Origin of the sequence: Paraburkholderia sp. DHOC27, assembly GCF_003429005.1 — a bacterium.
Taxonomy (GTDB): Bacteria; Pseudomonadota; Gammaproteobacteria; order Burkholderiales; family Burkholderiaceae; genus Paraburkholderia.
Window position 1 is genome coordinate 1,643,423 of the sequence record NZ_QVQV01000001.1, and the last position, 24,990, is coordinate 1,668,412.

A 24,990-nucleotide genomic window follows, 5' to 3' on the forward strand; every position below is an offset into this window, starting at 1 on the left:
GGGATACGCATGCAATCCGAGCCCTCGCGCATGGCGCGGCCCGCCGCGTGCCACATTCGCCTGCGCTCCGCACTCTGCCCGTACTCCACGCTCAGCCTTCGCTCAGCCCTTGACCCGCTCCGAGCGCGGATCGTACGGCGCCTTCAGATGCACCGTGGCCGGCAACAGCTCGCCGGCGACGTCGATCGCATACCGTCCGCTGGCCAGATACGCTGCATCGGCCACGCCGTCCGGATGATTGATGTAGCCCATCGCCACCGGACAGCCCAAGGTATGTCCAAAGGCCGTCGAGCTGACGAAGCCAACCGGCTGGCCATCGCGCAGGATGGCTTCGCCGCCCCACAGCATGCGCTCGGCGGCGCCGTCTGCCGTCAGCACGACCATGCGGCGGCGCAGCGGCGCGTCGCGCAGCTTCAGCAACGCCTCGCGGCCGCGAAACGCGATGTCCTTGTCGAGCTTGCAGGCAAAGGCGAGACCGGCCTCGAACGGATTGACGTCCGGCGTGAGTTCGCGGCCCCACGCGCGGTAGCCTTTCTCGATCCGCAACGAATCAATGGCGTAATAGCCCGCGTTGACGAGCCCGAACGCCGCGCCCGCCTGTTGCAGCGTCTCGTAGACCCCGGCGGCGAATTCGACCGGCACATACAGTTCCCAGCCCAGTTCGCCGACGTAGGTGAGCCGCGTCGCGCGCACCGTGGCATAGCCTAGGTCCACTTCGCGGCTCTGCCCGAACGGGAACGCGGCGTGGCTCCAGTCGGCCCGCGAGACGCTTTGCAGCAGATCGCGGGCGCGCGGCCCCATCACCGCCAGCACCGCGTACTGGCCGGTGACGTCGACCAGGGTGCAATGTTTGTCCTGAGGAATGGACTTCTCGATGTAGTCGAAGTCGCGGGTGGTCTGGGCGGAACCCGTCACGATCAGATATTGATCGTGCGACAGGCGCGTCACCGTGAAGTCGGATTCATAGGTGCCGCGCTCGTTGAGCATGCCGGTATAGACGGTCGTGCCGGGCGCGACCGCCACGTCGTTCGCCACGATGCCTTGCAGGACGGTCTCGGCGTCGCGGCCCTTGACGAGAAATTTCGAAAACGACGTCATGTCGAATAGCGCCACGCCCTCGCGGCACGCGCGGTGTTCGGCGCCGCTCCACGGTAACCAGTTCTGCTGGCCGAAGGCGTATTCGATTTTCGCCTCGGCCACGCTCGGCGCGAAGAAGTTGGGGCGCTCCCAGCCCATCTTGCTGCCGAAGCTGGCGCCGGCATCGCGCAACATCGTATAAAGCGGCGAGCGGCGGAATGGACGCGCGCTGTCGAGTTCGCGATTCGGCCACGGCATGGCGTAGTGCAACCCGAGCGTTTCCTTGACGCGGTCGTGCAGCCAGGTGTCGTTGCCGTTGAAGCGCGCGAAGCGGCGGATGTCCACGGGCCACAGATCCATGGTCGGCGTGCCCGCGACGATCCATTCGGCGAGCGCCATGCCCGCGCCGCCCGCCGACGCGATCCCCATCGAATTGAAGCCCGCGCCCACGTAGAAGCGCCGCAGTTCCGGCGCCTCGCCGAGCATGAAGTTGTTGTCCGGCGTGAACGATTCCGGGCCGTTATAGAACTGCCGCACCTGTGCGGTCTCGAGCGCCGGCACGCGCTGGAGTGCATTTTCCATCAGGATTTCGAACTGATCCCAGTCGTCGGGCAGCAACTGGAATTCGAAGTTCTCAGGAATGCCATGCATGCCCCACGGTTTCGCGTCGGGCTCGAAGCCACCCATGACGAGGCCGCCCACCTCTTCCTTGAAGTAGATGAAGCCATCCGGATCGCGCATGACGGGCAGATCGGGATGCACGCCGGCGATCCGCTCGGTGACGATGTAGTAATGCTCGGCCGAATGCAGCGGCACGGTCACATCGCACAGGCGGCCCACCGCCTTGGCCCACTGGCCCGCGCAGTTCACCACGATCTCCGCGCCAAGCGTTCCTTCGGCGCCGTCCTTGTTGCGCCACGTGAGGCCGCTCACTTCGCGCCCGCCGCCCGTTGAATGCTGTGCATCACGTGTATGGATGGCGGTGACGCGGGTGTTTTCGACGATCCGCGCGCCGCGAGTGCGGGCGCCGCGTGCGAGGGCCTGGGTCAGATCGGTGGGGTTGGCCTTGCCGTCGCCAGGCAGCCAGACCGCGCCGAGCAGGTCGTCGGTGCGCATCACCGGCCACAGCTCGCCGGCTTCCCGCGCGCTGATGACCTCGCAGTCCACGCCGTAGGCGCGTGCCACCGCGGCGGTGCGCTTGAGTTGCGTCATCCGTTCGGCGGTGCGCGCCACCGAGAGCGAGCCGCATTGCTTCCAGCCGGTACCGAGGCCAGTCTCGGCTTCGAGTTCGGCATAGAGCGCCGTGGAGTAGCGGATCAGCCGCGTCATGCTCTCCTGCGCGCGCAACTGGCCGACCAGACCGGCTGCATGCCAGGTGGTGCCGCAGGATAACTGCCCCTGTTCGAGCAGCACGACATCGGTCCACCCCAGTTTGGTCAGATGATAGGCAACGGAGCATCCGATAATGCCGCCGCCGATGATCACCACGCGGGCGTGCTGGGGGAGAGGCTGAGTCATGCGAGAGTCCTGCAAGGGAAATGTTGAACTGTGTGGAAATGCGTGGCGATAGATTGCAACAAAATGCCGTTTTTTGCAACACCGGAACGGCTTGATGGGCCTGGAATACGGCAATAATCTTGGGAGAATAAGCGAGTTATCTCGGTTGTGGGTAGATGTTGCTATGCTTGGAAATATGTGGATATTGAGCGCCTGAGTGGCCCTGTGTTTGCTAGACTACCGGCTTCCCCATCACCCGTTCCTCTCCGCCGCATGTTCTCGACGCAACGCCAAGCCAGAATCCTGCGCCTCGTGCGGGCCCGGCATACCTGCACGGTCACCGAACTGGCCGAAGCCTTCGAGGTATCCGACGAGACCATCCGCCGCGATCTCAAGCCGCTGATTGCCGACGGCGTGCTGCTGAAGGTGCACGGCGGCGTCATGCTGCCGGAGCAACTGGACGAGCCGCCGTTCCAGCGCCGTCTGGAGCACAACCTCGCCGCCAAGCGGGCGCTGGCCGCGCGGGTTGGCGAGATGGTGCAGGACGGCGACGCGCTGATCCTCGACGGCGGCACGACTTGCGTGCATATCGCGCAGGCGCTATGTGCCCGCTCGCGTCTGACGGTCGTCACCAACTCGGCGGAAATTGCCCGCACGCTGGCGCCGCGCCACGGCAATCGCGTGTTTCTGGCGGGCGGCGAAGTACGTGCCGACGACGCCGCCGCGTTCGGCGAGAGCACCCTCGCTTTCCTGCGGCAGTTCCACGTCCGCTATGCGATCGTTTCGGTCACCGCCATCGACGCTCAGGGCCGTTTCATGGACGCGCAGCCCGACGATGTCTCATACACGCTGGCCGCGTTCGCCCAGGCGGAGCGGCGTGTGGTCGTGGCGGATCACAGCAAGTTCGGCCACAGCGCGCTGGTCCATGCGTTCGGTCCAGACGGGCTCGACCTGTTGATCACGGACGAAGCGCCGTCGCCGGCGCTCGCGCAGGTATTCGCCGCGGCGGAACTTGAAGTCAGCGCCGGCTAAACCTTCATACCAATCCCACCCTGCACGCGGCCAAAACCGCGCCATCGTTGTGCGATAGACACGCATTCCGGCCACTTCGCCCTCTGAGCCAGGCGGCGACAGCGCGTAAAATGGAACGCTATCAGCGCCGTCCGCCGCGCGCCCATATGCATGCACAGGATCACCGGATGTCATCAGTTATCTATGACGTTGCAGACGTTACGAAATGGTTAGGGGAAAGAACGGTCGCGAAGGCGCGCGACTATGCGCGCGCCGTGACGAACCTGCACTGGGAGAACAACACGCTGAGTGCGGAAGTGCAGGGTACGCAGCGCTATCCGTACGTGGTGGACGTGCATTTCCACGACGTCGGCAACGAACTCTGGGTGGAGGGCGACTGCTCCTGTCCGGTCGGTTTCCAGTGCAAGCACATTGCGGCGGTGCTGGTGGCAGGTCTGCCGCAACAGTCCACGGAAACGCACGCCGGTGTGCGTCCGGAACTGGTGCAATGGCTCGAGACCTTCCGGGCCAGCGCCGAGAACGACATCGAGGAACCGCGCAACGCGGTCCCCACCGTCATGGCGCTGGCTTACCAGGTGGGCTGGTCGCATCACCAGCAGCGTCATGAAATCCAGTTGTTCAAGGTGCGGCGTGCTCAGGACGGCGAAGTTCACCGCCTCGACGAACCGTGGAGCAATATCGAAGCGGCCCTCATCAAGCCGCCCAAATTCATCACCGACGACGACCTCGTCATCCTGCGCAGTCTGTGGCTCGGACATTCGCGGCAGAACCACAGCCACTTCGTGCTGCGCGGCGCGAACGGCGGCGAGGTGATGCACCGCATGATCGCGACGGGGCGGCTCTTTCCCGCGCCCAGTGCAAACGGTCTAGGGACCCGCCCGCTGCGGCCGCTGACGATGGGCGAGGCGCGCACCGGGCGGATCGAATGGGAAGCCCAGGCCGACGACCGGCTGCGCCCGGTGCTGCGCACCGACCCGCCCGCCGCGATGGTGCTGGCCACCGAGCCCGTCTGGTACGTCGACGCCGCCTTGGGCGAAGCGGGCATCGTCGAATTGTCGCTGCCGTTCGCGCAGTTGCCGGACTATCTGTCCATGCCGCCCATTTCGCTCGCCGAGGCGCCGCTGGTGGCGGCGGTGCTGCGCGAGGTCGCGCCGGATCTGCCGCCGCCGCCCGCGCTCGATAGCGGCAAGGTGCGCACGATCGACGCCGAACCGGTACCGGTGCTGTCGCTCAACACCCAGACCATCCCGGCTTCCGGTTTGGGCAAGCAGGCGCAGCGCGCCCATGTGCTGGATTTCGCCGCGGTCAGCTTCGACTACGAAGGCGTCAGCATCAAGGCCGACAGCAGCGCCACGCTGGTGCCGGTGCCAGGCGGCAGCGTGATCCACATCCGGCGCCGCTACGATGCGGAAAAACAGCGTCTGCTCGAACTGCGCAAAGCCGGTTTGCAGGTGGTGCCCGCGAGCGGTGGCTATGCGCGTCAGGCGTTGCCCCAGACCATGCTCGCACTTGCCAACCCGGATGCCTGGCCCGAGTTCGTCGACGAGGCGCTGCCCGAACTCGTCAGCAAGGGCTGGCGCGTCAGCATGACGCCGGCGTTTCGTCACAACGTCATCGAGATCGACGCCATTGAAGGCACCGCACGCCAATCGGGCGACGGCTGGTTCGACCTCGAAATGGGCATCGCCGTAGGCGATCGCACGGTGCGGCTCGAACCGCTGCTGGCCGGTTTGTTCCGGCGCGACCGCCGCTGGCTGGGCGGCGCACTCGAAGCCATTGCCGACGACGAAGCCATCGAGCTCACCACCGATCGCGCCGAGCGTCTGCGCTTGCGTGCCGGGCGTCTGAAGCCGGTGGTGCGCGTACTGGTCGATCTGCTCGACGGTCTCGGCAGCTGGAAGGGTGACGATAACATCAGGATTCCTGAGCTTGATGCGGGGCGCCTCGCGGCACTGTCGGACACGGGCCGCTGGCAGTTTCAGGGCGACGCGTCGATCCGCCAGTTGGCCGAGCGTCTGCAGTCCGGTGCGGGCGTGCAGGAAGTGCCGCTGCCGCGCGGCCTGCGTGCGGAATTACGGCCGTATCAGCATCAGGGTTTGAGCTGGATGCAGTTCCTGCGTGAACACAATCTGGCCGGCGTGCTGGCCGACGACATGGGCCTCGGCAAAACCGTCCAGACGCTCGCGCACGTGCTGGCAGAAAAAGAGGCCGGGCGGCTCGACCGCCCCGCGCTGATCGTGTTGCCCACCACGCTGGTGCATAACTGGCGCGAAGAGGCGCAGCGTTTCGCCCCCGATCTGAAGGTGCTGGTGCTCAACGGTCCGCAGCGCAAGGAGCGCTTCGAACTGATCGGCGAGCATGAACTCATTCTGACCACCTACGCGTTGCTGTGGCGCGATCACGCCGTGCTTGCCGAGCACGAGTATCACCTGCTGATCCTCGACGAGGCGCAGTACGTGAAGAACGCCACCACCAAATCGGCCACGGCGATTCGTGGGTTGCGCGCGCGCCATCGCCTCTGCCTGACGGGCACGCCGCTCGAAAATCATCTCGGCGAACTGTGGGCGCAGTTCGATTTTCTGCTGCCGGGTTTTCTCGGTGCGCAGAACGACTTCACGAAACGCTGGCGCAATCCGATCGAGCGCAACGGCGACGACGTGCGGCGCGAACTGCTGGCGCGGCGCATCCGGCCATTCATGTTGCGGCGTCGCAAGGACGAGGTGGCGAAGGAGTTGCCGCAGAAAACCACCATCGTGCGTACCGTGGATCTGGAGGGCGCCCAACGCGACCTCTACGAAATCGTGCGTACCTCGATGCAGGCCAAGGTGCGGGCGGCGGTCAGCGCACAAGGGCTCGCGCGCAGTCACATCATCGTGCTGGACGCCTTGCTCAAGCTGCGCCAGGTGTGTTGCGACCCGCGCCTTGTCAAGCTGGACCGGGCGGCGCGCGTGAAGGAATCCGCCAAGCTCGAACTGCTGCTGGCCATGCTGCCGGAACTGATCGAGGAGGGCCGCCGCGTGCTGCTGTTCTCGCAGTTCACCGGCATGCTCGAACTGATCGCCGCTGCGCTGGACAAGGCCGGCATCCCGTACGTCACGCTGACCGGCGACACCACCGACCGCGCCACGCCCGTGCAGCGTTTCCAGCGCGGCGAGGTGCCGCTCTTTCTCATCAGCCTCAAGGCAGGCGGTGTTGGGCTGAACCTCACTGCCGCGGACACCGTGATCCACTACGACCCCTGGTGGAATCCGGCCGCCGAGAATCAGGCCACGGACCGCGCACATCGGCTGGGACAGGACAAGCCGGTGTTCGTCTACAAGCTGATCGCAGCGGGCAGTATCGAAGAGAAGATCGTGCGCCTGCAGGAGAAGAAAGCGGCGCTTGCGGACAGCATCCTGTCCGAAGATGCGGCCGGAAGCGTCAAGTTTTCCGACGACGATCTCGACGCGCTGTTTGCACCGATGCCCGAGATTGCCCGCGCCAATTGAACCAGGCCGATTGAACCAGGCCAGTTGAATCGCGCGAGTTGAATCACGCCCATTGAATCACGCCGTGCAACGCCTGCCGATCAACGCCGCGAAGGGACGCGGCCTTGATCCATGAGAGCAGCGAGCCTCGCGTGCGCTTTCGGCCGGTAGAACTGCGTACACTGCCAACGTTGCGATATCAAGCACGCGGCGCAGAAAGCAACAAGCACTAGCGGTCTGCTTTCGCACCGTCTACGATTCGGAAAACGAATAGATTCGACGTTCGCCAGCACCCATGCCGTTTGAATGACAACAGGGTGACGTGCAGATGCCGACCGCAGCGCAGTTCTTCAGGAGGACAGACTTCATGCTTAAGCGTGTGTTTGGCTTGACCGCCCTGATTGCCACACTCGGCGCGCCGCTGGCGGCGCATGCCACCGAAGGCGCGCTTGGCCGCCCCATCTCGGGAACCGGCGTGCAGCCCGATGCCGGCGTCGTGCCGCCCGAGCCGGACTGGTATGTGAATCTGAGCGAGATCTACTTCGACGGCTCAATCAGCGCGTCGCATCCCGTGCCGGTGGGCGGCAAATCCACCTTCGGGCTCGAAGGGCAACTCTCTTTCACGCTCGCCACCCTCCTGCATGTGTGGGACACGGGTCCGGGCCGGTGGAACTTCGCGTCGAGCGTGACACTGCCGTATCTATGGGAAAGCGCCACCGCGTCGCTCGGCGTCGGCAATCACCTGGGAAGCGTCACGCAGGATGCGTCGGGCCTGTTCGATCTGACCTTCACGCCGATCATCGCGGGTTACCACTTCTCGCAGACCGAGCACATTTCATTCAGCGTGAACATCTGGGCGCCGACCGGCAAATACGATTCCGGCGATATCGCCAACGACAGCCTCAACAACTGGACCTTCATCCCCACGGTGGCCTACACGAAGATCGTGCCGTCGCTTGGCATGGAGTTCGACGCCAGCGCCGGGGTGCAGTTCTACACGCGCAACAACGACACCGGCTACCAGAATGCGCCGCTGTTCACGCTCGATGTGATGGCGCTCAAGCGCTTCCACAACGGTGTGGGTATGGGGCTGATAGTCGGCACGGTGCAGCAGATCGGCAACGACAGCGGCACCATCGCGGACCGGCTGAATGGCTTCCGCGGCTATGACGTGTCGATGGGCCCGATCGTCACCTATGACACCAAGATCGCCAGCAAGACGCCGCTCAGCCTGTCGGTGCGCTGGGTGCCGACCATCGCCAGCAAAAACCGGCTGTCGAGCACGACCACCTTCATGGCGACCGGCACGGTGGCCTTCTGAAGACACGGCGACGACGGTGACGCGCGGTGGCCTGCTTCGCTGCCGTGCGGCGCGTGTTTTTCGTCCCGAGGAAAGCGCCTGGCTGCGTGTCTTGAACACCTTGATCCATATCCGCGCGCGAAACAGTCAACGAAAGGGTTTCGCTACGGGTAAATCTCGTGCTTAAATAATGCGCAGGCGGCGAACGAAGCGGCCGACAGAAAGGCATAGAGCCCGCGCGGTGTTCCACCGCCGGCTTCGAGGAGGGTCTCATGGCAGCGCGCTCAATCGCATCGCTCACGCTTTCTTTCGGCCTCGTGTCGATCCCGGTCAAACTCTATTCGGCCACTGAAAGCGCCTCCGGCGTCGGCTTCAATTTCCTCACGCCCGAAGGCGGACGGGTCAAACAGCAGTATGTCTCCGAGGCCACCGGCGAGGTCGTCGCGCGGGCCGATATGAAGAAAGGCTACGAATTCGAGAAGGGCCAGTTCGTCGTGTTCGCGCCGGACGAACTCAAGGCGCTGGAAGACGGCGCCTCGCACGTAGTGGAGATTGTTTCCTTCGTGCCGCAGAAGTCCGTCGATCCGCTTTACTACGACAAAGCCTATTTCATCGCGCCCGACAAGCGCGGCGGCAAGCCCTATAGTCTGCTGCAACAGGCCATGCAGCATAGCGAGCGCTGTGCGCTCGCCAAATGGTCGTACAAGGGCAAGACCCGCATCGTGCAGATTCGTCCGGCCGAAGACGGCATGGTGTTTCAGCAATTGCTGTTCGCGGACGAAGTGCGTACGCTGGACGATCTGCATATCGAATCGACGCCCGTCACGCAGGCGGAACTCAAGCTGGCGTTGCAGATCATCGATCAGGTCTCCGAAGATACCTACGATCCCACCGCTTACGAAGACGAAGAAAAGAAGCGCATTCTCGAAGCGATCGACCGGAAGATCGCCGGCAAGCAGATCGTGTCGCCGGAAGTTGGCTCGGATGAAGCCGGTGGCGAAGTCATCGATCTGATGGAAGCGCTACGCGCGAGTCTCAGCGCCAACAAGACCAAACGTGCTGCGCCAACCAAAGTGGCCGCCGTGAAAAAGGCTGCGGCGGCAGACGCAGGCGAACTCGCCAGCAAACCCAGGCGGCCGGCCAAACGCGCTGCGCCCAAGGTCGAAGAAGCCGCGCCGGCAAAGGTCCGAGCACGTAAGTGAGCAAGCGTACGACTTCCCACGATTACTCGCTGCGCAGCCTTCAGTCGTTGCTGGGTGTCTCCAGAAGCGTGCTGTCCGGTTTGATCGAAGCCGGCTTCGTGCAACCCACGCGCGGACGCCGCAACGAGTTGCGCTTTACGTTTCAGGACGTCGTGGTGTTACGCACGGCATTTCAGTTGCAATCCGCACGCATCGCGTCGCGCAAGATTTTGCGGGCGCTCGCGAAGCTAAAGGCGGATCTGCCGGACGAACTGCCGCTCTCGGGCATCCGCATCACGGCGGTGGGCGACAGCGTCGCCGTGAAGACGGGGCAGGCACAATGGGACGCGACCTCGGGGCAACATCTGCTCGATTTCGAAGTCGCGCCGCTGCAGGGCGATGTCACCTTTCTCGATACCACACCGCGCAGCATGCGAAGCCGCGAGCAACAGGCGGCCGAGTGGTTTGCGCTCGCGGAACAGTTGGTAGATAGCGATGCTGTCGGCGCGGAACAGGCGTATCGCAAGGCGCTGGAACTGGCGCCAGGTCCGCACTATTACGCGTACACCAACCTGGGTGTGCTGCTGTCCGAAGCCGGTACGCGCGGTGAGGATGCGCTCGCTGTGTTCGACGAGGCGCTCGAACATTTTCCCGACGACGCACTGCTGCACTTCAATCGCGCAGTTGTGCTGGAGGAATTGCAGCGTTTCGACATGGCCGTGCAGGCGTACGGGCGCTGCATCGAACTCGATCCGGGCCACGCCGATGCGCACTTCAACCTGGCCCGGCTCAGCGAGATACGCGGTGACAGGCAGGCACTGGTACGCCATCTGAGTGCGTATCGCAGGCTGAGTAGTTGAGTCGGTAGCGATTGAATTACCGTGGCCGACTCAACATGACCGACTCAACATGGCCGAATGCGCGTGGCGCGAATCGCGCGCTTGCATCACGGCGAGCGCCGCCATTCAGATCAAACCACCGTACCTCACACTTTGTGATGCGCCGCGTTTCTACGTGGCGAAAAATGCCAGTGACCGGATGGGTCCTTGACTGCCACGGCGCCGTGATCGTGCAACACGGCGCATGCCGTCGCCGCCCGCAGGCCGCCGATATCTTCGACCACCAGCAGCGTGCGGGCGGTTGCATCGCTGCCCGGTGTGCTGCTCGATGACTCCGCTGCATCGCGTTGGATTGCATCGTCGAGGGTCTCGGCACTGTACCGATTGGTCGCGCCCGAAATGTTCAGATAGTCGCCATGCGCCGCATATTCCGCGCGCTCTTCGGCGTGCAAACCCGCATCCGATTCTTCCGGCTGCGCGGCAACCGGTGGCAGGCCATCATGCTTATGTTCCTCGTAAAGATGGCCGACACCTGCGGGCAAGCCGAGCGATTGCAACGCGGCGAGGGCCTCATCGCCGTCTCTGTGTGAGGCGAATACTCCAACCAGAACCTGTAGCATTTGCTCCCTCCGTGGGTCACGTGAACGCCTGTCGCGGTGCGATGATCATCGCCGCGTTAGCGCCCGTTGGACCTTGATACCTCGTTCGTTATCTGACGTTTGCCAGATTGCCTGCTTTAGACATCGAATCTAGACATTGATCATGGCTCCAGGAGCGTAAAAAGCGCGCGCGATAAAACATGCAAAAAGGAAACACCACGCGCGTAGAGAGGAAAAAAGTGCTGCCCGGCGTACCGTTGTGCGCTTTCATCGTTCATACATGGCCGCAACGACTATGCCTGTCAGTCCATCCAGCCATGTCCCTTACCTTAGACGCGCCGTTCAGCCTGGCTTCGCGCCATGTCCCTTATAGACGCCGCAACATCGCGGCTACGAGGCTGGCGACGCGACTTCCCGTTCATCGTGTAAAAGACCCGCACATTAGTCCAATGAGCGCGCCGAGTGCATCTTTAAGTGATGTGGGGTTGTGACTACACGCAAGCACTCGCCAACTCGCACTCGTCAAATTTATTTGACGTTGCCAGATTCGCATGAGAGCCTTGAGGCCTGAGAGAAAGTTTTGAAAACCGAAAGCAAACGCGCATTTGATTCGATGTTGGATGTTCGCATCGTCTTGATGCCGCGCGCGCACCGAGGGCTTGAGCTGGATGAGTGACTCTACGCATTACGTGCGCCTTCCGTCTTCATTATCGGGAGGGGCGGTTGTGGTTGTTCCCGAGACCGTTACTGATGAGGAGTTTGCTGCGCATCAGATCGAGTTCTTGCGGCGGGTGTTCGCGCACAGCGCTTACCTGCGCGAACAGTCGCGGCCCACGCCTGTTTCGGACGCTTTTCTCGCCGCTGTCGTGGGACTGATGGAAGCGCTGGACATCAACGCACCGGATGACGCGCAGCGCTGCGCGTTGCAGTTGCAACGTATCTTCAAGTCTGTGTTTCCCGGCTCGAATCTCGAAGCGCATCCGTGCGAATCGCGCGTGGGTGCTGCGAAAGCGAACGCCGGGAAGGAGGACGCAGTGCAAGTGGACGCAATGCAAGCCGGTGTCGGGCAGACGGGTCATGTCGACGACGACACCGGGTAATGATCTGCTGATGAGGTGCAACGAGCGATGACTGCAAGGGCGCGACAGCCGATGTGCAGGCCGTGGACACAGCGGCGCGTCACGGTGACTTCACCGTCGACGCGTGTACTGGTGGTCGACGATAACGTGAACGCCGCTCGCGCGTTGGCCGCTTATCTGGAACTGGACGAGTTCGACTGCCGCCTGGCCTTTGGTGGGATCGAGGCGATTCGCGTTGGCATCGACTGGCGCCCGCATGTGGTCATCATGGATATTTCGATGCCGCAATGTAATGGTTTCCAGGCGGCGATGGCGCTGCGGCAGAGCGAGCACACGCATGACATTGCCATCATTGCGTTCACAGCGCTAGACGAAGCCGAAGTGCGCCGGCATCTGAGCGATCACGAATTCGACGGCTATTGTCAGAAGGGCGAGGGACCTGTGCGGTTGTTCGAACTGATCAACCAGCTCGTGCTGGCCGTGTGACCGGTCAGGCTGCCAGCGCCCCGGCATTCTGCAATGCAAAGTCACGCGGCGACATGCCGTAGCGTGCCTTGAATGCGCGGCTAAAGTGCGCCGCGTCGGAAAAGCCGCAGCGGTAGGCCACTTCCTTCACTCGCACCGGGTGCTTCGCCGTGCCGCTTAATAGCCGTGCTGCCTGCTCCAGCCGCAGCGTCCACGCGTAGCGCATGGGTGAAAGGCCCGCGGTTTTCAACGCGCGGGTCAGCGCACTGGCCGACATGTTCAACTCGGCGGCGATGCCGTTCACGCTGAGATCGGGATCAGCGAGAGAACGCAATACGATCTGTCTGGTGCGCAACACGGTGAGGGCGTTAGCTCGTCCGCGTGCTGCATCGTCAGCATTTTCCAGCACCACGTCCAGCAGATCGAGGCACTGCTGGCCGAAGCGCTCCCGCAACGTTTGACTCGTCGCGCCCGCCTGCCGGGCGGTGCGCGCCATGAATTCGCGCACGGCTTGCACGTCGGCCGAAAACAGATTCGCCAGGTGCGGCTCGTGAAAACTGTAGCGCAGCCCACGGTCCTTCAACGCGTTGCGCGGCATGCGCAGCAGGGCGACACGCGTCATGTCGGAGTAGTGATCGCTGAAGCTGTATGAAGGGTCGACCATCAGCATGCTGCCCGCGTCGAAACGGTGCATGCGTCCGTTTTGCTCGATGGTGACCGAGCCGCTTTGCACGACCTTGAGAAACACATGCTCGCCGAGCTGTGCCCGATGACGCGGCGCCGCCGACAGACTCACAGCGGCCAGTTCTGCGTCACCGATACATAGGTCTCCTGCCGGATGCCAGTCCACCGAGGCAGAATCCATGGCGGACGTGGACGCGTGAAAACGGCAATCAATCCCTTCTGCCTGCATGTGATCGATCCACGTGCCTCGATCCAGCGGGCGGCCGCACCACTCGCTCACCACAGCGCGGTCGTTCATGTGCTTCTCCTAACCATTTCGCAAACAGCCCTGAATTATGCCCGCTCGCCGGTGATCCTGCTGAAGGCGGCTTCGCCTTGCCGTAGCGCTAAAGGGGCGGAATGCGATGCGTCGTGCACCAGTTTGCGACAACGACGCGCGTTAGAGACAAGTGATCTGCCGCAGCGAGGCAACGTGGCCCCGATTCCCGCCGGTAAGCTGGGACCCCTTTGAAATCGTCATCGACACGCTTCGATACGGCCAACATTGGGAGTCCGCATGGATACGGTCACGCAGGAAGCCTTCGCCGCACAGGTTCGACACAATCAACAGGAGCAGGCCGCACGCATCACGGTGCCTTTCGATTTCATCGTATGCGGGGCCGGCACGTCCGGCTGCGTGGTGGCGGCGCGGCTAGCGGCAGACCCCACGGTGCGTGTCCTGCTGATCGAGGCAGGCGGCCACGACGAGAGCGAACTGGTGCAGAACCCCAATTGCTGGCCGATGACCTTGGGCGGCGCGATGGACTGGGGCTTCGTCGCGCAGGCCAACCCGCGTCTGAACGACCGTGCGATTGGGTATTCGATGGGCAAGGTGCTCGGCGGCGGCTCCAGCATCAATGTCTCGACATGGTCGCGCGGTCATCGGGCCGACTGGGATTTCTACGCCGCCGCCGCGGACGATGATGCGTGGAGTTATCGCACGGTGCTCGACCTGTATCGCAACCGCATCGAGCAATGGGTGGGCGCGCCGGACCCCGACTATCGCGGTCAGCATGGCACGGTGCGCGTGCAGCCGGCGCAGGAGCCGTTGCCGTTTTCCGACTGCCTGATGGCGGCTGCGGAATCGGTGGGACTCACGCGGTTCGCCAACGCGAATGGCCGCATGATGGAAGCGGACGGCGGCTGCGCGCTGGTGGATGAAACGCTGCACAACGGCAAACGGCAGTCCATCTTCCGCTCCTACGTGTACCCGCTGATGACGCGGCCCAATCTGACCGTGCTGAGCGAGGCGCACGTCACGCGTGTGCTGTTCGACGGCCGGCGCGCGCGCAAGGTCGAATTCAGCTATCAGGGCGCCGTCGTGACAGCAGAAGCGACGCGCGAGGTGGTGGTCTCGCTCGGCGCAATCCACACGCCCAAGCTGTTGATGCAATCCGGCATCGGCCCTGCCGATGAATTGAAACAGGCCGACATCACCGCATTGCAAATCCTGGAGGGGGTGGGACGCAATCTGCACGATCACGTGGCGATTGCTTCGGTGTGGGCCAGCGAGGGCGACGTGCTGGGCAGTGCGCCGCGCAGCCAGACGGCGTGCTTCTGGAAGAGCCGTCCGGAACTGGATAGCCCGAACTTTTATACCTACGCCAGCTCGGGCGCTTACCTCACGCCGGAAAACGCCGCGCGCGCCGATCTGCCGGCGCACTGCTGGACGCAACTCATCGGCATGCGTCCGCAGAGCCGTGGCCGCATCCATCTCACAGGCGCGGCCGCCACGGATCCGGTACGGATCGACGCCAACTATCTAGGCGATGCGCAGGATATGGCTGACCTGATCAGCGGCCTGACATTCGCGCGCGAGATGGGCAGCGCACCGGCGCTGGCGGGACGCAATGGGCATCACGTCGCGCCGCATTCCTTCGATGACGCGGATTTGACGCAATACATCCGCAACGGACTCACGACATTCTGGCATCAGAGCGGCACGGCGAGGATGGGGTGCGATGCCATGTCGGTGGTGGATAGCAAGCTGCGGGTTTATGGCGTGGAAGGGTTACGCGTGGCAGACGCGTCCATTCTGCCGCGTGTGACCGCCGGCAACACAATGGCGCCATGCGTGGTGATCGGCGAGCAGGCCGCGCAGTTCATGCTCGAACGTTGACGTGATCATCGGGCGCATCCAGCAAGGCTGCTGCTTGAGCCAGCGCATTGCGGATCGCGCCGGCGACCTGCTCGCGGCCTCCGGCATCGTCTCGACGCAGCGCGAACGACGGGTGATACGTCGCGATGACGTGCATGCCATTCAGTTCGAACGGCTTGCCGAGACAGGACTGCAAGCTGACTTTCTTGCCGAGTAACGCGCCTAATGCCGTGGCGCCAAGCGTGACGATGACCTCGGGCTGCACGCGTTGCACTTCGTGTTCGAGCCACATCGCGCACGCTTCGACTTCACGTTGCGCCGGTGTCTTGTGGATACGCCGTTTGCCGCGCGGCGTCCATTTGAAGTGCTTGACCGCGTTGGTCAGATAGAGGTCGCCGCGCGCGAGGCCCGCGCGCTCGATGACCTCATCGAGCAGTTGTCCCGCCGGTCCAACGAAGGGCCTGCCGCTCAGGTCTTCCTGGTCGCCCGGCTGTTCACCGAGCAACATGATGCGGGCGTTGGCGGGACCCTCGCCGTTTACCGGCTGGGTGGCGTGCTGCCAGAGTTCGCAGCGGCGGCAAGCGGCGAGCGAACTCGGCGCGGCGCGCATTGGCTGGGCGGCTTCGGCTTCAATGGGAATCACCTTGCCCTGCAAGGCTCCAACGCGATGAGCCTGAGCGAGCCGCTGTGCGCCGCTTTTGGCGGCGCTGATCATCTCAGGAATGAGCGGGCCTTCGGGCAAACCTTTCCAGTAGCGAACCGGCATGTGTTGATGCAGCGCCGTTTCGTTGAGCCGCGCAGGATTGAAGGTGCTGCGGTAGTAGGCGAGCCACAGTGCCTCAGCCGCGTCAGGCGCAATCGCGCCGCGCTGTGCGTGATCGTGCTGCAGATGCAACGTGGCGCCATCCCACGACGCGGCGCCCGACGGCGTTGCGATCAGCCAGCGCGCGCTGCCCATGCGTTGGGCGAACTGCTCGGCGCCCCACGCGAGAATGTCGTGCGCCGGTTCATACCAGGCGATGTACTCCGGCTCACCCTCCGCCACCTCCGCACACTGACGAAAACGCACGTACGCGATCATGTCGTGCTTGTCACGCCGTACGGCCTTGGCCACGTGATGCAGACGGGCACCGTCGATATCGGCAGGCGAGGCCACCGCGCGATCACCGTGATGCCATCGCCAGATGACCTTGTAGAGAAACGCCCAGCGACGCGCGTCCCGATACAGTGCCGCGTCATTGAGCTGCGCGGCGAGCGCCTTCGAGATGCGCACCACCGGAGCGAGCGTGGTGGATGCTTCGGATGGAGGTTGCGCCGTTCGGTCAGCGCGCTCTGATGCGTTGCCCGCGCTTTCGCTCAATGAATCGGTACCGAAGTCGAACGAACCGCTGGTCTGCCGCTGACGAAGCGTTTCGGTTTCGGTTTCGGTTTCGGTTTCGGTGTCGGCTTCGGCATCGCCCTCGTCATGGTTCGCGGCACCGTGCGCAGCGACGCCAACCTGCCAGTCGATCATCTCCGGCGGCACGTTCGCGGCCAGCATCCGCAGGGCCGCCGCGCGCCACTCAGGGTAGGTGTTGTCGAAGACGATGGTCTGCATCGAAGCGCCGAGGGTACGCGTGCGCGCTTACAGCAGCGCAAGTTGCTCGGGCGGCGGCGTCAGGCTCCGGCGCAGCTGCTCCGATGACACTTCTTTGAGCGGCGCCCGATAGTCCTGCGTCACGATGAACGGTTTGATTTTGGCCATCGAACAGCGCAACTGCACGAGGTCCTGATAACGCACCGCACGCAAACGACGCAGCTCGACGAGCCGTTGCGCGTTGCGCATGCCGATGCCGGGCACGCGCGCGATCATGCGCAGCGGCGCGCGGTTCAGGTCGACCGGAAACTGATGCCGGTGTGAGATGGCCCACGCGAGCTTGGGGTCGATATCGAGCGCGAGGGTGCCGGTTTTGCCGAACAGTTCAGCCGCGTTGAAGCCGTAGCCGCGCAGCAGGAAGTCGGCCTGATACAGACGATGTTCGCGCAGCAACGGGGGCGCCTGCGCGGGCAGGGCAGATGGACTATCCGGAATGGGACTGAAGGCCGAATAGTAGACCCGCTTCAAACCATAAGCGCCGTAGAGCGTCTCGGCGGTGTGCAGGATGGTGCGGTCGTCCGTGGTGTCCGCGCCGACGATCATCTGCGTGCTCTGACCCGCGGGCGCAAACTTTGGCGCCTTCTTGTCTGCGAGCGATTCTTCCTGCCCGAGCCGGATCGAGCCCATAGCGAGCTTGATGGTGCGCACGCTCTTTTCTGGCGCGAGCTGTTCGAGGCTGACCTCCGTGGGCAGTTCGATATTGACGCTCAAGCGATCCGCGTATTTGCCCGCCTGGGCGATCAACTCGGGATCAGCGTCGGGAATCGTTTTCAGATGCACGTAGCCGCGAAACTGATGATCTTCACGCAGCGAACGCGCCACCTGGACCAGCTGCTCCATCGTGTAGTTCGACGACTGGATGATGCCCGAGCTGAGAAACAGCCCGTCGATATAGTTGCGCCGGTAAAAATCCAGCGTCAGCGTCACGACTTCTTCTGGCGTGAAGCGTGCGCGCGGGACGTTGCTGGAGCGCCGGTTGACGCAGTACTGGCAGTCGTACAGGCAGAAATTGGTGAGCAGGATTTTCAGCAAGGACACGCAGCGGCCGTCTGGCGTGAAGCTATGGCAGATGCCCGCGCCGGTGCTCGCGCCCAGACCGGCACCGCCGCGCGAATTGCGTTTAGGTGCGCCGCTGCTGGCGCAGGACGCGTCGTACTTCGCCGCGTCCGCCAATACCTCGAGCTTGCTGGAGAGATCCATACCGCCATCAATTACTGTATGTATATACAGTATTCTAACGCTGCGGTAGCGTGATGCAAGGCCTTTTTCTGGCTCCCATCCGGGGCGATGGGCATGCACGTTGCGGTGTTGCGTGACCCACGAAGGCGACGCCTGGGCGGACCCAAACGCTCGGCCTTCGCGAGATCTCTGATGTTCCGGGCGGACCTCGAGAATCAGAGGCTAGCTACCTGCCTCAAACGCCCAAGGTCAGCCCGAAGTCCACCCGAGGTCCACTCAAACCCGGCGACAAACCAATCGCAGCAGGTCTGCTACTTCTTCGCGCCGCCGAGCAAGCCGCCCACTGCACCTGTCACGGGCGACAACAGCCCGGTCGCCGCGCCAGTGACCGCCGAGGTGGTCGACGTGAGGCCCGCAATCGTGCTCGTGACCGGGCTCGCGCTGCCGCCCGATGCAGTCCCGTTGCTGGATTTGCCGGTCGTCGCAGAGGTCGTGGTTGCGGGGCTGGTCGCCGAACCCAGTGACGAAGTGACCGTCGTCAGCAGGCCGGTGACGGGCGCGAGCGGGCTGCTGGTGCCGCCGGTGGCCGAAGTGAGCGAGCCGGTCGCGCTCGTCGCCAGCGTCGTGACCGGCGAAAGCACGCTGCCCACCGTCGCGCCGGTGCCGGTTGCCGCGCCGAGCGTGGCGACCGCAGTCGAAACCGTCGAGAGCGGATTGGCTGCCGTGCCGCCCGAGGTCAGGCCACCCACCGAGGCAACCGTCGAGCCCGTGTTAGACACCGTGCTGCCGAGGCCGCTGACCACCGGGTTGCCCGCGCCGCTCGCGCCCAGCAGCCCGCCCACCTGGGCGACGCCGCCGCCGACATTGGCCAGCACCGTGTTCACGGGCGCGCCCAGACCGGTGGTCGCGCCGAGCGTTTGCGTGGTTTGCACCGCCATTGATTCGATGGTTTCGATGCTCTTGCTGGTGTCCATCGTCACCTGGGAAACCGGACCCGAAGAAAGCGCCGTGCCGAGCGTCGCGCCGCCCTGGGTGACGCCGGCCCCGAGCGCGTCGACCGTGGCGGCAAGCGGCGTCGTCACGCCCGCGACGGGCGCGAGCGGGCCGGTGCCGAGGCTGTTCACCAGTTGGCCGGTGCTGCTGACCGCCTTGCCGGCATCGCTGACGGTGCCGCCTACGCTTGTCAGCGTGACGCCCACGCCGTTCGTGCCGGTCCCCAGTTGACCGAGCCCTTGCGACACGCCATTGCCCAGGTTGCTGACTGCCGCGCCCGTATCGACGAGGATGCCGCCCGCGGCCTGAGTGGTTTGGGGATTGAGACCGGGCACCGTCTGCCCGGCAATCACGCTGCCCGCGCCGGACACCGTATTGCCCGCCGAGCTGATGACGTTGCCCGCGTGGTCGACTACCTGGCTTGCTGCGTTGGCGGTCGGGGTCGTCCCTGTCGTGCTGCCGGTGCCTGGGTTGCTGCCCGGGTTGCCCCCGCCTGTGCTGGTCGTCGTGAGACCGGTTGAACCGCCGCCGGTGCTGCCTGCGGCCGTTGCGAGGTCGCCGCTGCCGGAGCCGTTGGTGGAGCCGGTACTGCCGCTCGCCAGGGCACCGCTGCCGCTGCTGCCGCCGGCGCTGCCGGTGCCAGAACTCAGCGTGCCGGAACCGCCGCAGGCGCTGAGGGACAACATGGCGGCCAGGGTGGTCGCGATCAAGCTGGTACGTAACGTACCGTCGGTGTGAATCTTCATTTAGCCCTCAACTCTCAGTGTCATTATGTAGTGCTGCTTTTTGCGGCAGCTGACTACGTCAACGGCAGTCCTGAGAGGAAATTAAGGTGGGTTTTCCCGAAGAGTGGGTTATTTCTTCGAAGAAAGCCGGCACAGCGCACGCGTGTGCAAACACACGTTTGATCTCACCGCTCACAACCCGGCACTGCGTGGCACGTCACGGTGCGGTGCGTATCCGCGAACGTAAGGGCGCCGTGTAAACTGCGTGGGACTAATGTTTCGGATTGTTCGCGTAACTTCGCAAATCGAAAAGGGGATGTCATGGCAGGAGACGAAATCGTCTGGGGTATCCTGGGCGCCGCAAAGATCAACGACAAGGTGGTTGTGCCGATGCACGAGGCGCCGAAATGCCGCGTCAAGGGCATTGCATCGCGCTCGCCTGAGAAGGGGCGCGAAGCGGCCGCGAAATACGGCCTGGCAGTGGCCTACGAGAGCTACGAGGCGCTGCTCGCAGACCCGGAAATCGACGCGGTCTATATTCCGTTGCCCAATCATCTGCACGTGGAATGGACCATCAAGGCGGTCGAGGCGGGCAAGCACGTGTTGTGTGAAAAGCCGATCGGACTGGATGCTCAGGAGGTCGAACGATTGATTGCTGCGCGCGACGCGACGGGCCGATATATTCAGGAAGCCTTCATGGTTCGCACGCACCCGCAATGGCTGAAGGTGCGCAGCCTGATCGACGCAGGCGCGATTGGCGAATTGCGCGCGGTGACCGGCGGTTTCACTTATCACAACACGAACCCGGACAATATCCGCAACCAGAGTGAATTTGGTGGCGGCGGTCTGCTCGATATTGGCTGCTATCCGATCACGACCTCACGCTTTATCGTGGGCCGTGAACCAGGACGCGTGGTGGCGATGATCGAGCAGGATCCCGTCTTCAAGGTAGACCGGCTGGGCTCGGTGTTGATGGACTTTGGCGGGGTGCAGGCGAGTTTCTTTTATTCGACGCAGGTGCATCCGTATCAGCGCATGCAGTTTCACGGCACCAAGGGGCGCATCGAGATCGAGATTCCGTTCAATGCACCTCATGACCGGCCGACGCGTCTGCTGGTGAGCGAAAACACCAGCGCCGGCGCTTCCACCGAGACCTGGCTGGAGATCCCCGCCTGCGATCAATATGGCGTCGCAGCGGCCACGTTTGCCGAAGCGATCCTGAGTGGCGGCGCGCAGGCCATCCCGCTCGAAGATGCGCGCGCCAACATGCGGGTGATCGACGCGGTATTCCGCTCGGCACGCTCGGGGGCGTGGGAGCGGATTGCGGAAGGTTGACTGAGGTTGATTAAGGTTGACTGAAGGGCCAATAGAAGGACCAATTGAAGGTGCCGACTGAAACGCCCGCGCGAGCTATTCGTCTCGCGTGCGGGCGCGGCGCGACGGCCTGTTTTTGCCTGTTTTTGCCGCGAGGCACGGCTGCGGGCCGCGCAGCGCGTTCGCGGGCGTTGCGATATTCTCCAGACTCATTCCCAGCTGACCCTTGGCGCCGAATTGCCGTGTGGCGCGTCGCGTCAGCCCTTACCGAGGACTACCATGACGACTGACTCATCTGCCTCTCCTGTCTGGCTGATTACGGGCTGCTCGACCGGCTTCGGCCGGGAAATTGCCGAGGCCGTGCTCGCGCGCGGCTGGCGCGCGGTGGTCACGGCGCGCGATCCTGCTGCCGTTGCGGATCTCGCCGGCTCGCACCCGCAACATGCCCTCGCGCTCAAACTCGACGTGACGTCGCCCGAGGACGTGCAGGCTGTGGTCGCGCAGACCAAGGCCCAGTTTGGCCGCATCGACGTGCTGGTCAATAACGCTGGATACGGCTATCTGTCCGCGATCGAAGAAGGGGAAGACGACGAAGTGCGCGCCATGTTCGAGGTCAACTTCTTCGGCGCGGTGAGCACGATCAAGGCCGTGTTGCCGTTGATGCGCGAGCAGGGCGCGGGCCACATCGTCAATATCACGTCCGTTGGCGGGCTGGTGGGCAATCCCGGCAGCGGCTACTACGCGGCCACCAAGTTCGCGCTGGAAGGGCTGGGCGAAGCACTCGCGCGCGAGACCGCCGAACTCGGCATCAAGGTGACGACGGTCGAGCCGGGGCCGTTCCGCACGGACTGGGCGGGTCGCTCGCTCAAGCAGACCCACCGCTCGATCGACGCCTATGCCTCCATTGCTGGCAAGCGACGCGCGCAGGTGGCGGCAGACAGCGGTCGGCAACCGGGCGATCCGGCGCGCGCCGCGCAGGCGATCATTGCCGCCGTTGAGGCCAAGGTGCCGCCATCGAATCTGGTATTGGGAAAACCCGGTCTGGAAGCAGTCCGAACCAAATTGTCGCGACTGCAGAATGACCTGAATACATGGGAATCGACCACGCTGGGCGCGGATTTTCCTTCTTGATGCGGTGGACGGCAACGTGATGCGTTTGTTTCTCGTCGCGCTCGCAGCTTTCTCCTTTGCAACCGGTGGGCATGCGCAAAGCAACGCGACCGGCCCGCTCGAGACGCCGGCCGGCACATTGCAATTCGAGCGCGCCGAGCACGGCTTCGTGGCAACGGTGGACAAAGAAATCGTCGATCGCTTCGAGGCGAATACGCTCACGCATTTCGATGACATTGGCAGTACGAACGACAGCATCGCGCGCATGCTCGTGCTAACGGATGCCGGCCCGGTGCTGTATGACTTTCGGCGTCGTCCACCGCTCGTGCAGCGTGTGAGCGAGCGACTGAAAGTCAGACGCGTGTTCTGGCAAGGCGATGAAGTCGTCATGCAAGGCCCGCAAGGGTGGTTTCGTTTCAGACAAGGTGTCCTGACGAAGCTGCAATCCTCGACGACGGTTTACCACTGATTCGCCGACGGGCGCCACGCTGCTGCGCGGCGATCTCGACGCGCGCATGAGCCACGCTGAGGTGCGCGTTTTACCGATGCAGCAACATGGCGAATCTGGCGCGCACCAGTTTCATGATGAGCGAGAGTGGATAGTGCGGGTGCTGAGGCACACCGGCGGGAATGATGTGGTGGGCGGCCTTGAACTTCGTGCAGATGCGCATTTGCACGGGCCAGTTATCGCCGTTGCAGCGAGACCGGTACAGATCCACCCAATGTTTGGCATCGTCGAAACTGATCAGCATGGCCGAGTTGCAACAGGTCGCGAGTACCCGATTCGTGGCCGAGCCGGCTCGGATCTTGTGATGTCTCAACAGCGATTGGCCGCGTACGCAGGTCACGCGGTCCTTGCGGTAGGCAAGGTAGGCCGTACCGCCATCCGGCTCCTGAACGGGAGGCGCGTGGGGAAGCAACTCGATCTGTCGCGCGCCTTCCTGGCAGTCGTCGCAGTAGCAGATCACACTGGTAATCGGCGCGCCTTTCGCCTCATAGACGACTTGTCCGCACGCGCAGCTCACGGTCGTAACTGACTTTGCGGGCGCTTGAGCGGACGCATGAATGGGCGAGTGAGTAGACATAGGCGTTGGCTGAGTGCGGGCTGCCGGAGGCGTTTTCCTTCGCCATGCCGCCGCGTTTGCGCCGGCTCGGTCTGGGCCTTAACGATTGAAGCAGGCCGAAGAATACAGGATTCTGCCTGCCGGCAGCAGTGCCGGGCTGACCGCGGGCTGTCGCTCACTTGCCGCCCGTGACGTCGAGGAACGTGCCGGTGATGAACGAAGCCTCGGCGCTCGCCAGCCAGAGGATCGCTTGCGCAACCTCCTCGGGCTGACCGCCCCGGCCCATCGGGATCGATTCCTTCACGCGATCCACCCGCCCCGGTTCGCCACCGCTCGCATGCATCTCAGTGTAGATGTGGCCTGGGCGTATGCAGTTCACGCGTATCCCTTCGCGCGCCACTTCCTTTGCAAAGCCGGTGGTGAAGGTCTCGACGGCGCCCTTCGACGCCGCGTAATCGACGTATTCATTTGGACTGCCAAGCCTTGCCGATGCCGAAGAGAGGTTGATCACGGAACCGCCGCGCCCGTTGTGTCGAAAGGACATCCGCTTGGCCGCTTGCTGGGCGCAGAGCATCGGGCCGATTGCATTGACCGCGAAAATGCGCTGCATCCGCTCGAATTCCAGGTCTTCCAGGCGGGACTGCCGCGCCAGCATCGCGGCGTTGTTGACCAGTACGTCGATGCGGCCAAACTCACGGTCGATTGCCGCGAAAAGCTGGGCAACTTGCTGAGGGTCTGCGTTGTCGGCACGCACCGCCAGCGCACGACGTCCCACGCTTTCCACATCGGCGACCACGGCGCGTGCAGCAGATTCGTTGGAGACGAAGCTGATCGCGACGTCGTAGCCGCGTGCAGCGGCAAGGCGCGCGGTGGCCGCGCCGACGCCTCGACTTCCCCCCGTTATCAGCATGAGTGGACTCTGCGATGCGGTATTCATTGCGTAAGCCTTCTTGTGGTGATGGGTCAGAATCCAGAGCTGGCGTGGAATGGGTGCCGCGTGGCTCTGGACAGTCCGCCCCAAACCGGGCGGACACGCACAAGCATAAAGACGGTGTGTTGCAATGACAAAGCAGATTACTTACGGCCCCGCGTGAGAAAAACTCTTGCGGTGAACCAGCGCCCGCCAACGGTTATTTTTCAGCGGCGCGGTAGCCGTTCGAACGGCGCTCGCCGACCTCGCGCGCAACGGCATACGCCACGTTTTCCGCGCAGATGGATGCCGTGCGGGACTCGCGGTTCGCGCGCGCCTGTTTCGCGGCAACACGTATGACGCGTTCGCGAATGAACGTCAGTATCTCGTGTGCCACGATACCAATTGCGACGCTCGCCACGACTGCCACGATCACGACTGCCAGTGCAAATGCGGTGAAGTTTTCCATTTCGTTCTCCTCGGTTGAGATCAGATGGGAGCACTGTGCGCTCGAAGAATTAGCGGAGCATTACGGCAAGTAATACGGTGAGTATTACGGCGAGCGTCAGGCCTTTAAAGCGGTTTTGCGACGTGCTGCAATGACGAGGCGGCTGTAGCATTACCTGGGATTCCTGCATATCAGAACTGCCGTGCGGCACGGCATGAAACCTTGCATCATCGGAGATGCAAGCACCGTGACAC

General features: G+C 63.6%; 20 protein-coding genes. 11 read left to right on the forward strand and 9 right to left on the reverse strand.

All coding sequences use genetic code 11. The features are described 5' to 3' along the window. Nucleotides 1-102: 102 nt before the first annotated feature. Complete coding sequence (locus D0B32_RS07200) at nt 103-2,595, reverse strand: FAD-dependent oxidoreductase (protein WP_117333133.1); 2,493 nt, start codon at nt 2,593-2,595, stop codon at nt 103-105. 252 nt (nt 2,596-2,847) lie between these two features. Here D0B32_RS07200 and D0B32_RS07205 point away from each other — a divergent pair, with 252 nt between their 5' ends. From D0B32_RS07205 to D0B32_RS07225, 5 genes are all read left to right on the forward strand, one after another. Then, a complete protein-coding gene (locus tag D0B32_RS07205; RefSeq protein WP_117333135.1) occupies nt 2,848-3,606 on the forward strand; it encodes a DeoR/GlpR family DNA-binding transcription regulator in 759 nt (252 codons plus the stop codon). Nucleotides 3,607-3,773: 167 nt separating this feature from the next. Beyond that, complete coding sequence (locus D0B32_RS07210) at nt 3,774-7,094, forward strand: DEAD/DEAH box helicase (RefSeq protein WP_117333498.1); 3,321 nt, start codon at nt 3,774-3,776, stop codon at nt 7,092-7,094. 346 nt (nt 7,095-7,440) lie between these two features. Further along, nucleotides 7,441-8,394 carry a transporter gene (locus D0B32_RS07215; protein ID WP_117333136.1) on the forward strand — a complete coding sequence of 318 codons (954 nt, stop codon included), beginning with the start codon at nt 7,441-7,443 and terminating at the stop codon, nt 8,392-8,394. Nucleotides 8,395-8,645: 251 nt separating this feature from the next. After that, nucleotides 8,646-9,575, forward strand: a complete 930-nt coding sequence (locus D0B32_RS07220) for a Ku protein (RefSeq protein WP_117333138.1) — start codon at nt 8,646-8,648, stop codon at nt 9,573-9,575. Beyond that, complete coding sequence (locus tag D0B32_RS07225) at nt 9,572-10,414, forward strand: tetratricopeptide repeat protein (protein WP_117333140.1); 843 nt, start codon at nt 9,572-9,574, stop codon at nt 10,412-10,414. The genes D0B32_RS07220 and D0B32_RS07225 overlap by 4 nt, the downstream gene beginning before the upstream one ends. A gap of 125 nt (nt 10,415-10,539) precedes the next feature. Here D0B32_RS07225 and D0B32_RS07230 read toward each other — a convergent pair whose 3' ends face one another. Beyond that, nucleotides 10,540-11,013: a hypothetical protein gene (locus D0B32_RS07230; RefSeq protein ID WP_117333142.1), complete on the reverse strand. Its 474-nt coding sequence runs from the start codon at nt 11,011-11,013 to the stop codon at nt 10,540-10,542. Between the two features lie 704 nt (nt 11,014-11,717). On the opposite strand from D0B32_RS07230, the gene D0B32_RS32470 reads away from it, so the two are divergent. Next, the gene (locus D0B32_RS32470; protein WP_181969733.1) at nt 11,718-12,092 is read left to right on the forward strand and encodes a hypothetical protein; all 375 of its coding nucleotides are present in this window, start codon (nt 11,718-11,720) and stop codon (nt 12,090-12,092) included. Between the two features lie 84 nt (nt 12,093-12,176). Beyond that, on the forward strand, nt 12,177-12,557 hold the full coding sequence (locus D0B32_RS07240; protein ID WP_259294902.1) for a response regulator: 381 nt from the start codon (nt 12,177-12,179) through the stop codon (nt 12,555-12,557). Between the two features lie 4 nt (nt 12,558-12,561). Here D0B32_RS07240 and D0B32_RS07245 read toward each other — a convergent pair whose 3' ends face one another. Further along, nucleotides 12,562-13,518: a helix-turn-helix domain-containing protein gene (locus D0B32_RS07245; protein ID WP_117333146.1), complete on the reverse strand. Its 957-nt coding sequence runs from the start codon at nt 13,516-13,518 to the stop codon at nt 12,562-12,564. Nucleotides 13,519-13,776: 258 nt separating this feature from the next. Between D0B32_RS07245 and D0B32_RS07250 the strand changes: the two genes are divergently transcribed. Continuing rightward, a complete protein-coding gene (locus D0B32_RS07250) occupies nt 13,777-15,378 on the forward strand; it encodes a GMC family oxidoreductase (protein WP_117333148.1) in 1,602 nt (533 codons plus the stop codon). Here the strand turns inward: D0B32_RS07250 and D0B32_RS07255 are convergent. The 3 genes from D0B32_RS07255 to D0B32_RS07265 form a co-directional block, all read right to left on the reverse strand. Beyond that, complete coding sequence (locus D0B32_RS07255) at nt 15,362-16,954, reverse strand: UdgX family uracil-DNA binding protein (RefSeq protein ID WP_259294903.1); 1,593 nt, start codon at nt 16,952-16,954, stop codon at nt 15,362-15,364. The two genes, D0B32_RS07250 and D0B32_RS07255, sit on opposite strands and share 17 nt — an antisense overlap. Nucleotides 16,955-16,981: 27 nt before the next feature. Beyond that, nucleotides 16,982-18,193: a putative DNA modification/repair radical SAM protein gene (locus tag D0B32_RS07260; RefSeq protein ID WP_117333150.1), complete on the reverse strand. Its 1,212-nt coding sequence runs from the start codon at nt 18,191-18,193 to the stop codon at nt 16,982-16,984. Between the two features lie 290 nt (nt 18,194-18,483). Further along, nucleotides 18,484-19,911: a collagen-like triple helix repeat-containing protein gene (locus D0B32_RS07265; RefSeq protein WP_117333152.1), complete on the reverse strand. Its 1,428-nt coding sequence runs from the start codon at nt 19,909-19,911 to the stop codon at nt 18,484-18,486. Between the two features lie 300 nt (nt 19,912-20,211). Here D0B32_RS07265 and D0B32_RS07270 point away from each other — a divergent pair, with 300 nt between their 5' ends. The 3 genes from D0B32_RS07270 to D0B32_RS07280 all read left to right on the forward strand — a co-directional run bounded on the left by D0B32_RS07270 (nt 20,212) and on the right by D0B32_RS07280 (nt 22,783). Then, complete coding sequence (locus D0B32_RS07270; protein WP_117333154.1) at nt 20,212-21,225, forward strand: Gfo/Idh/MocA family protein; 1,014 nt, start codon at nt 20,212-20,214, stop codon at nt 21,223-21,225. A gap of 258 nt (nt 21,226-21,483) precedes the next feature. Beyond that, entirely contained in the window at nt 21,484-22,335 is an 852-nt protein-coding gene (locus tag D0B32_RS07275) for an oxidoreductase (protein ID WP_117333156.1), read from the forward strand. Nucleotides 22,336-22,351: 16 nt separating this feature from the next. Further along, on the forward strand, nt 22,352-22,783 hold the full coding sequence (locus tag D0B32_RS07280; RefSeq protein WP_117333500.1) for a hypothetical protein: 432 nt from the start codon (nt 22,352-22,354) through the stop codon (nt 22,781-22,783). Between the two features lie 70 nt (nt 22,784-22,853). Here the strand turns inward: D0B32_RS07280 and D0B32_RS07285 are convergent, their stop codons facing one another. The 3 genes from D0B32_RS07285 to D0B32_RS07295 form a co-directional block, all read right to left on the reverse strand. Next, complete coding sequence (locus tag D0B32_RS07285) at nt 22,854-23,399, reverse strand: GFA family protein (RefSeq protein WP_117333158.1); 546 nt, start codon at nt 23,397-23,399, stop codon at nt 22,854-22,856. 154 nt (nt 23,400-23,553) lie between these two features. Continuing rightward, entirely contained in the window at nt 23,554-24,315 is a 762-nt protein-coding gene (locus tag D0B32_RS07290; RefSeq protein ID WP_117333160.1) for a glucose 1-dehydrogenase, read from the reverse strand. A gap of 193 nt (nt 24,316-24,508) precedes the next feature. Further along, nucleotides 24,509-24,757, reverse strand: coding sequence for a hypothetical protein (locus D0B32_RS07295; protein ID WP_117333162.1), 249 nt, complete (start codon nt 24,755-24,757; stop codon nt 24,509-24,511). Between the last annotated feature and the right edge of the window lie 233 nt (nt 24,758-24,990).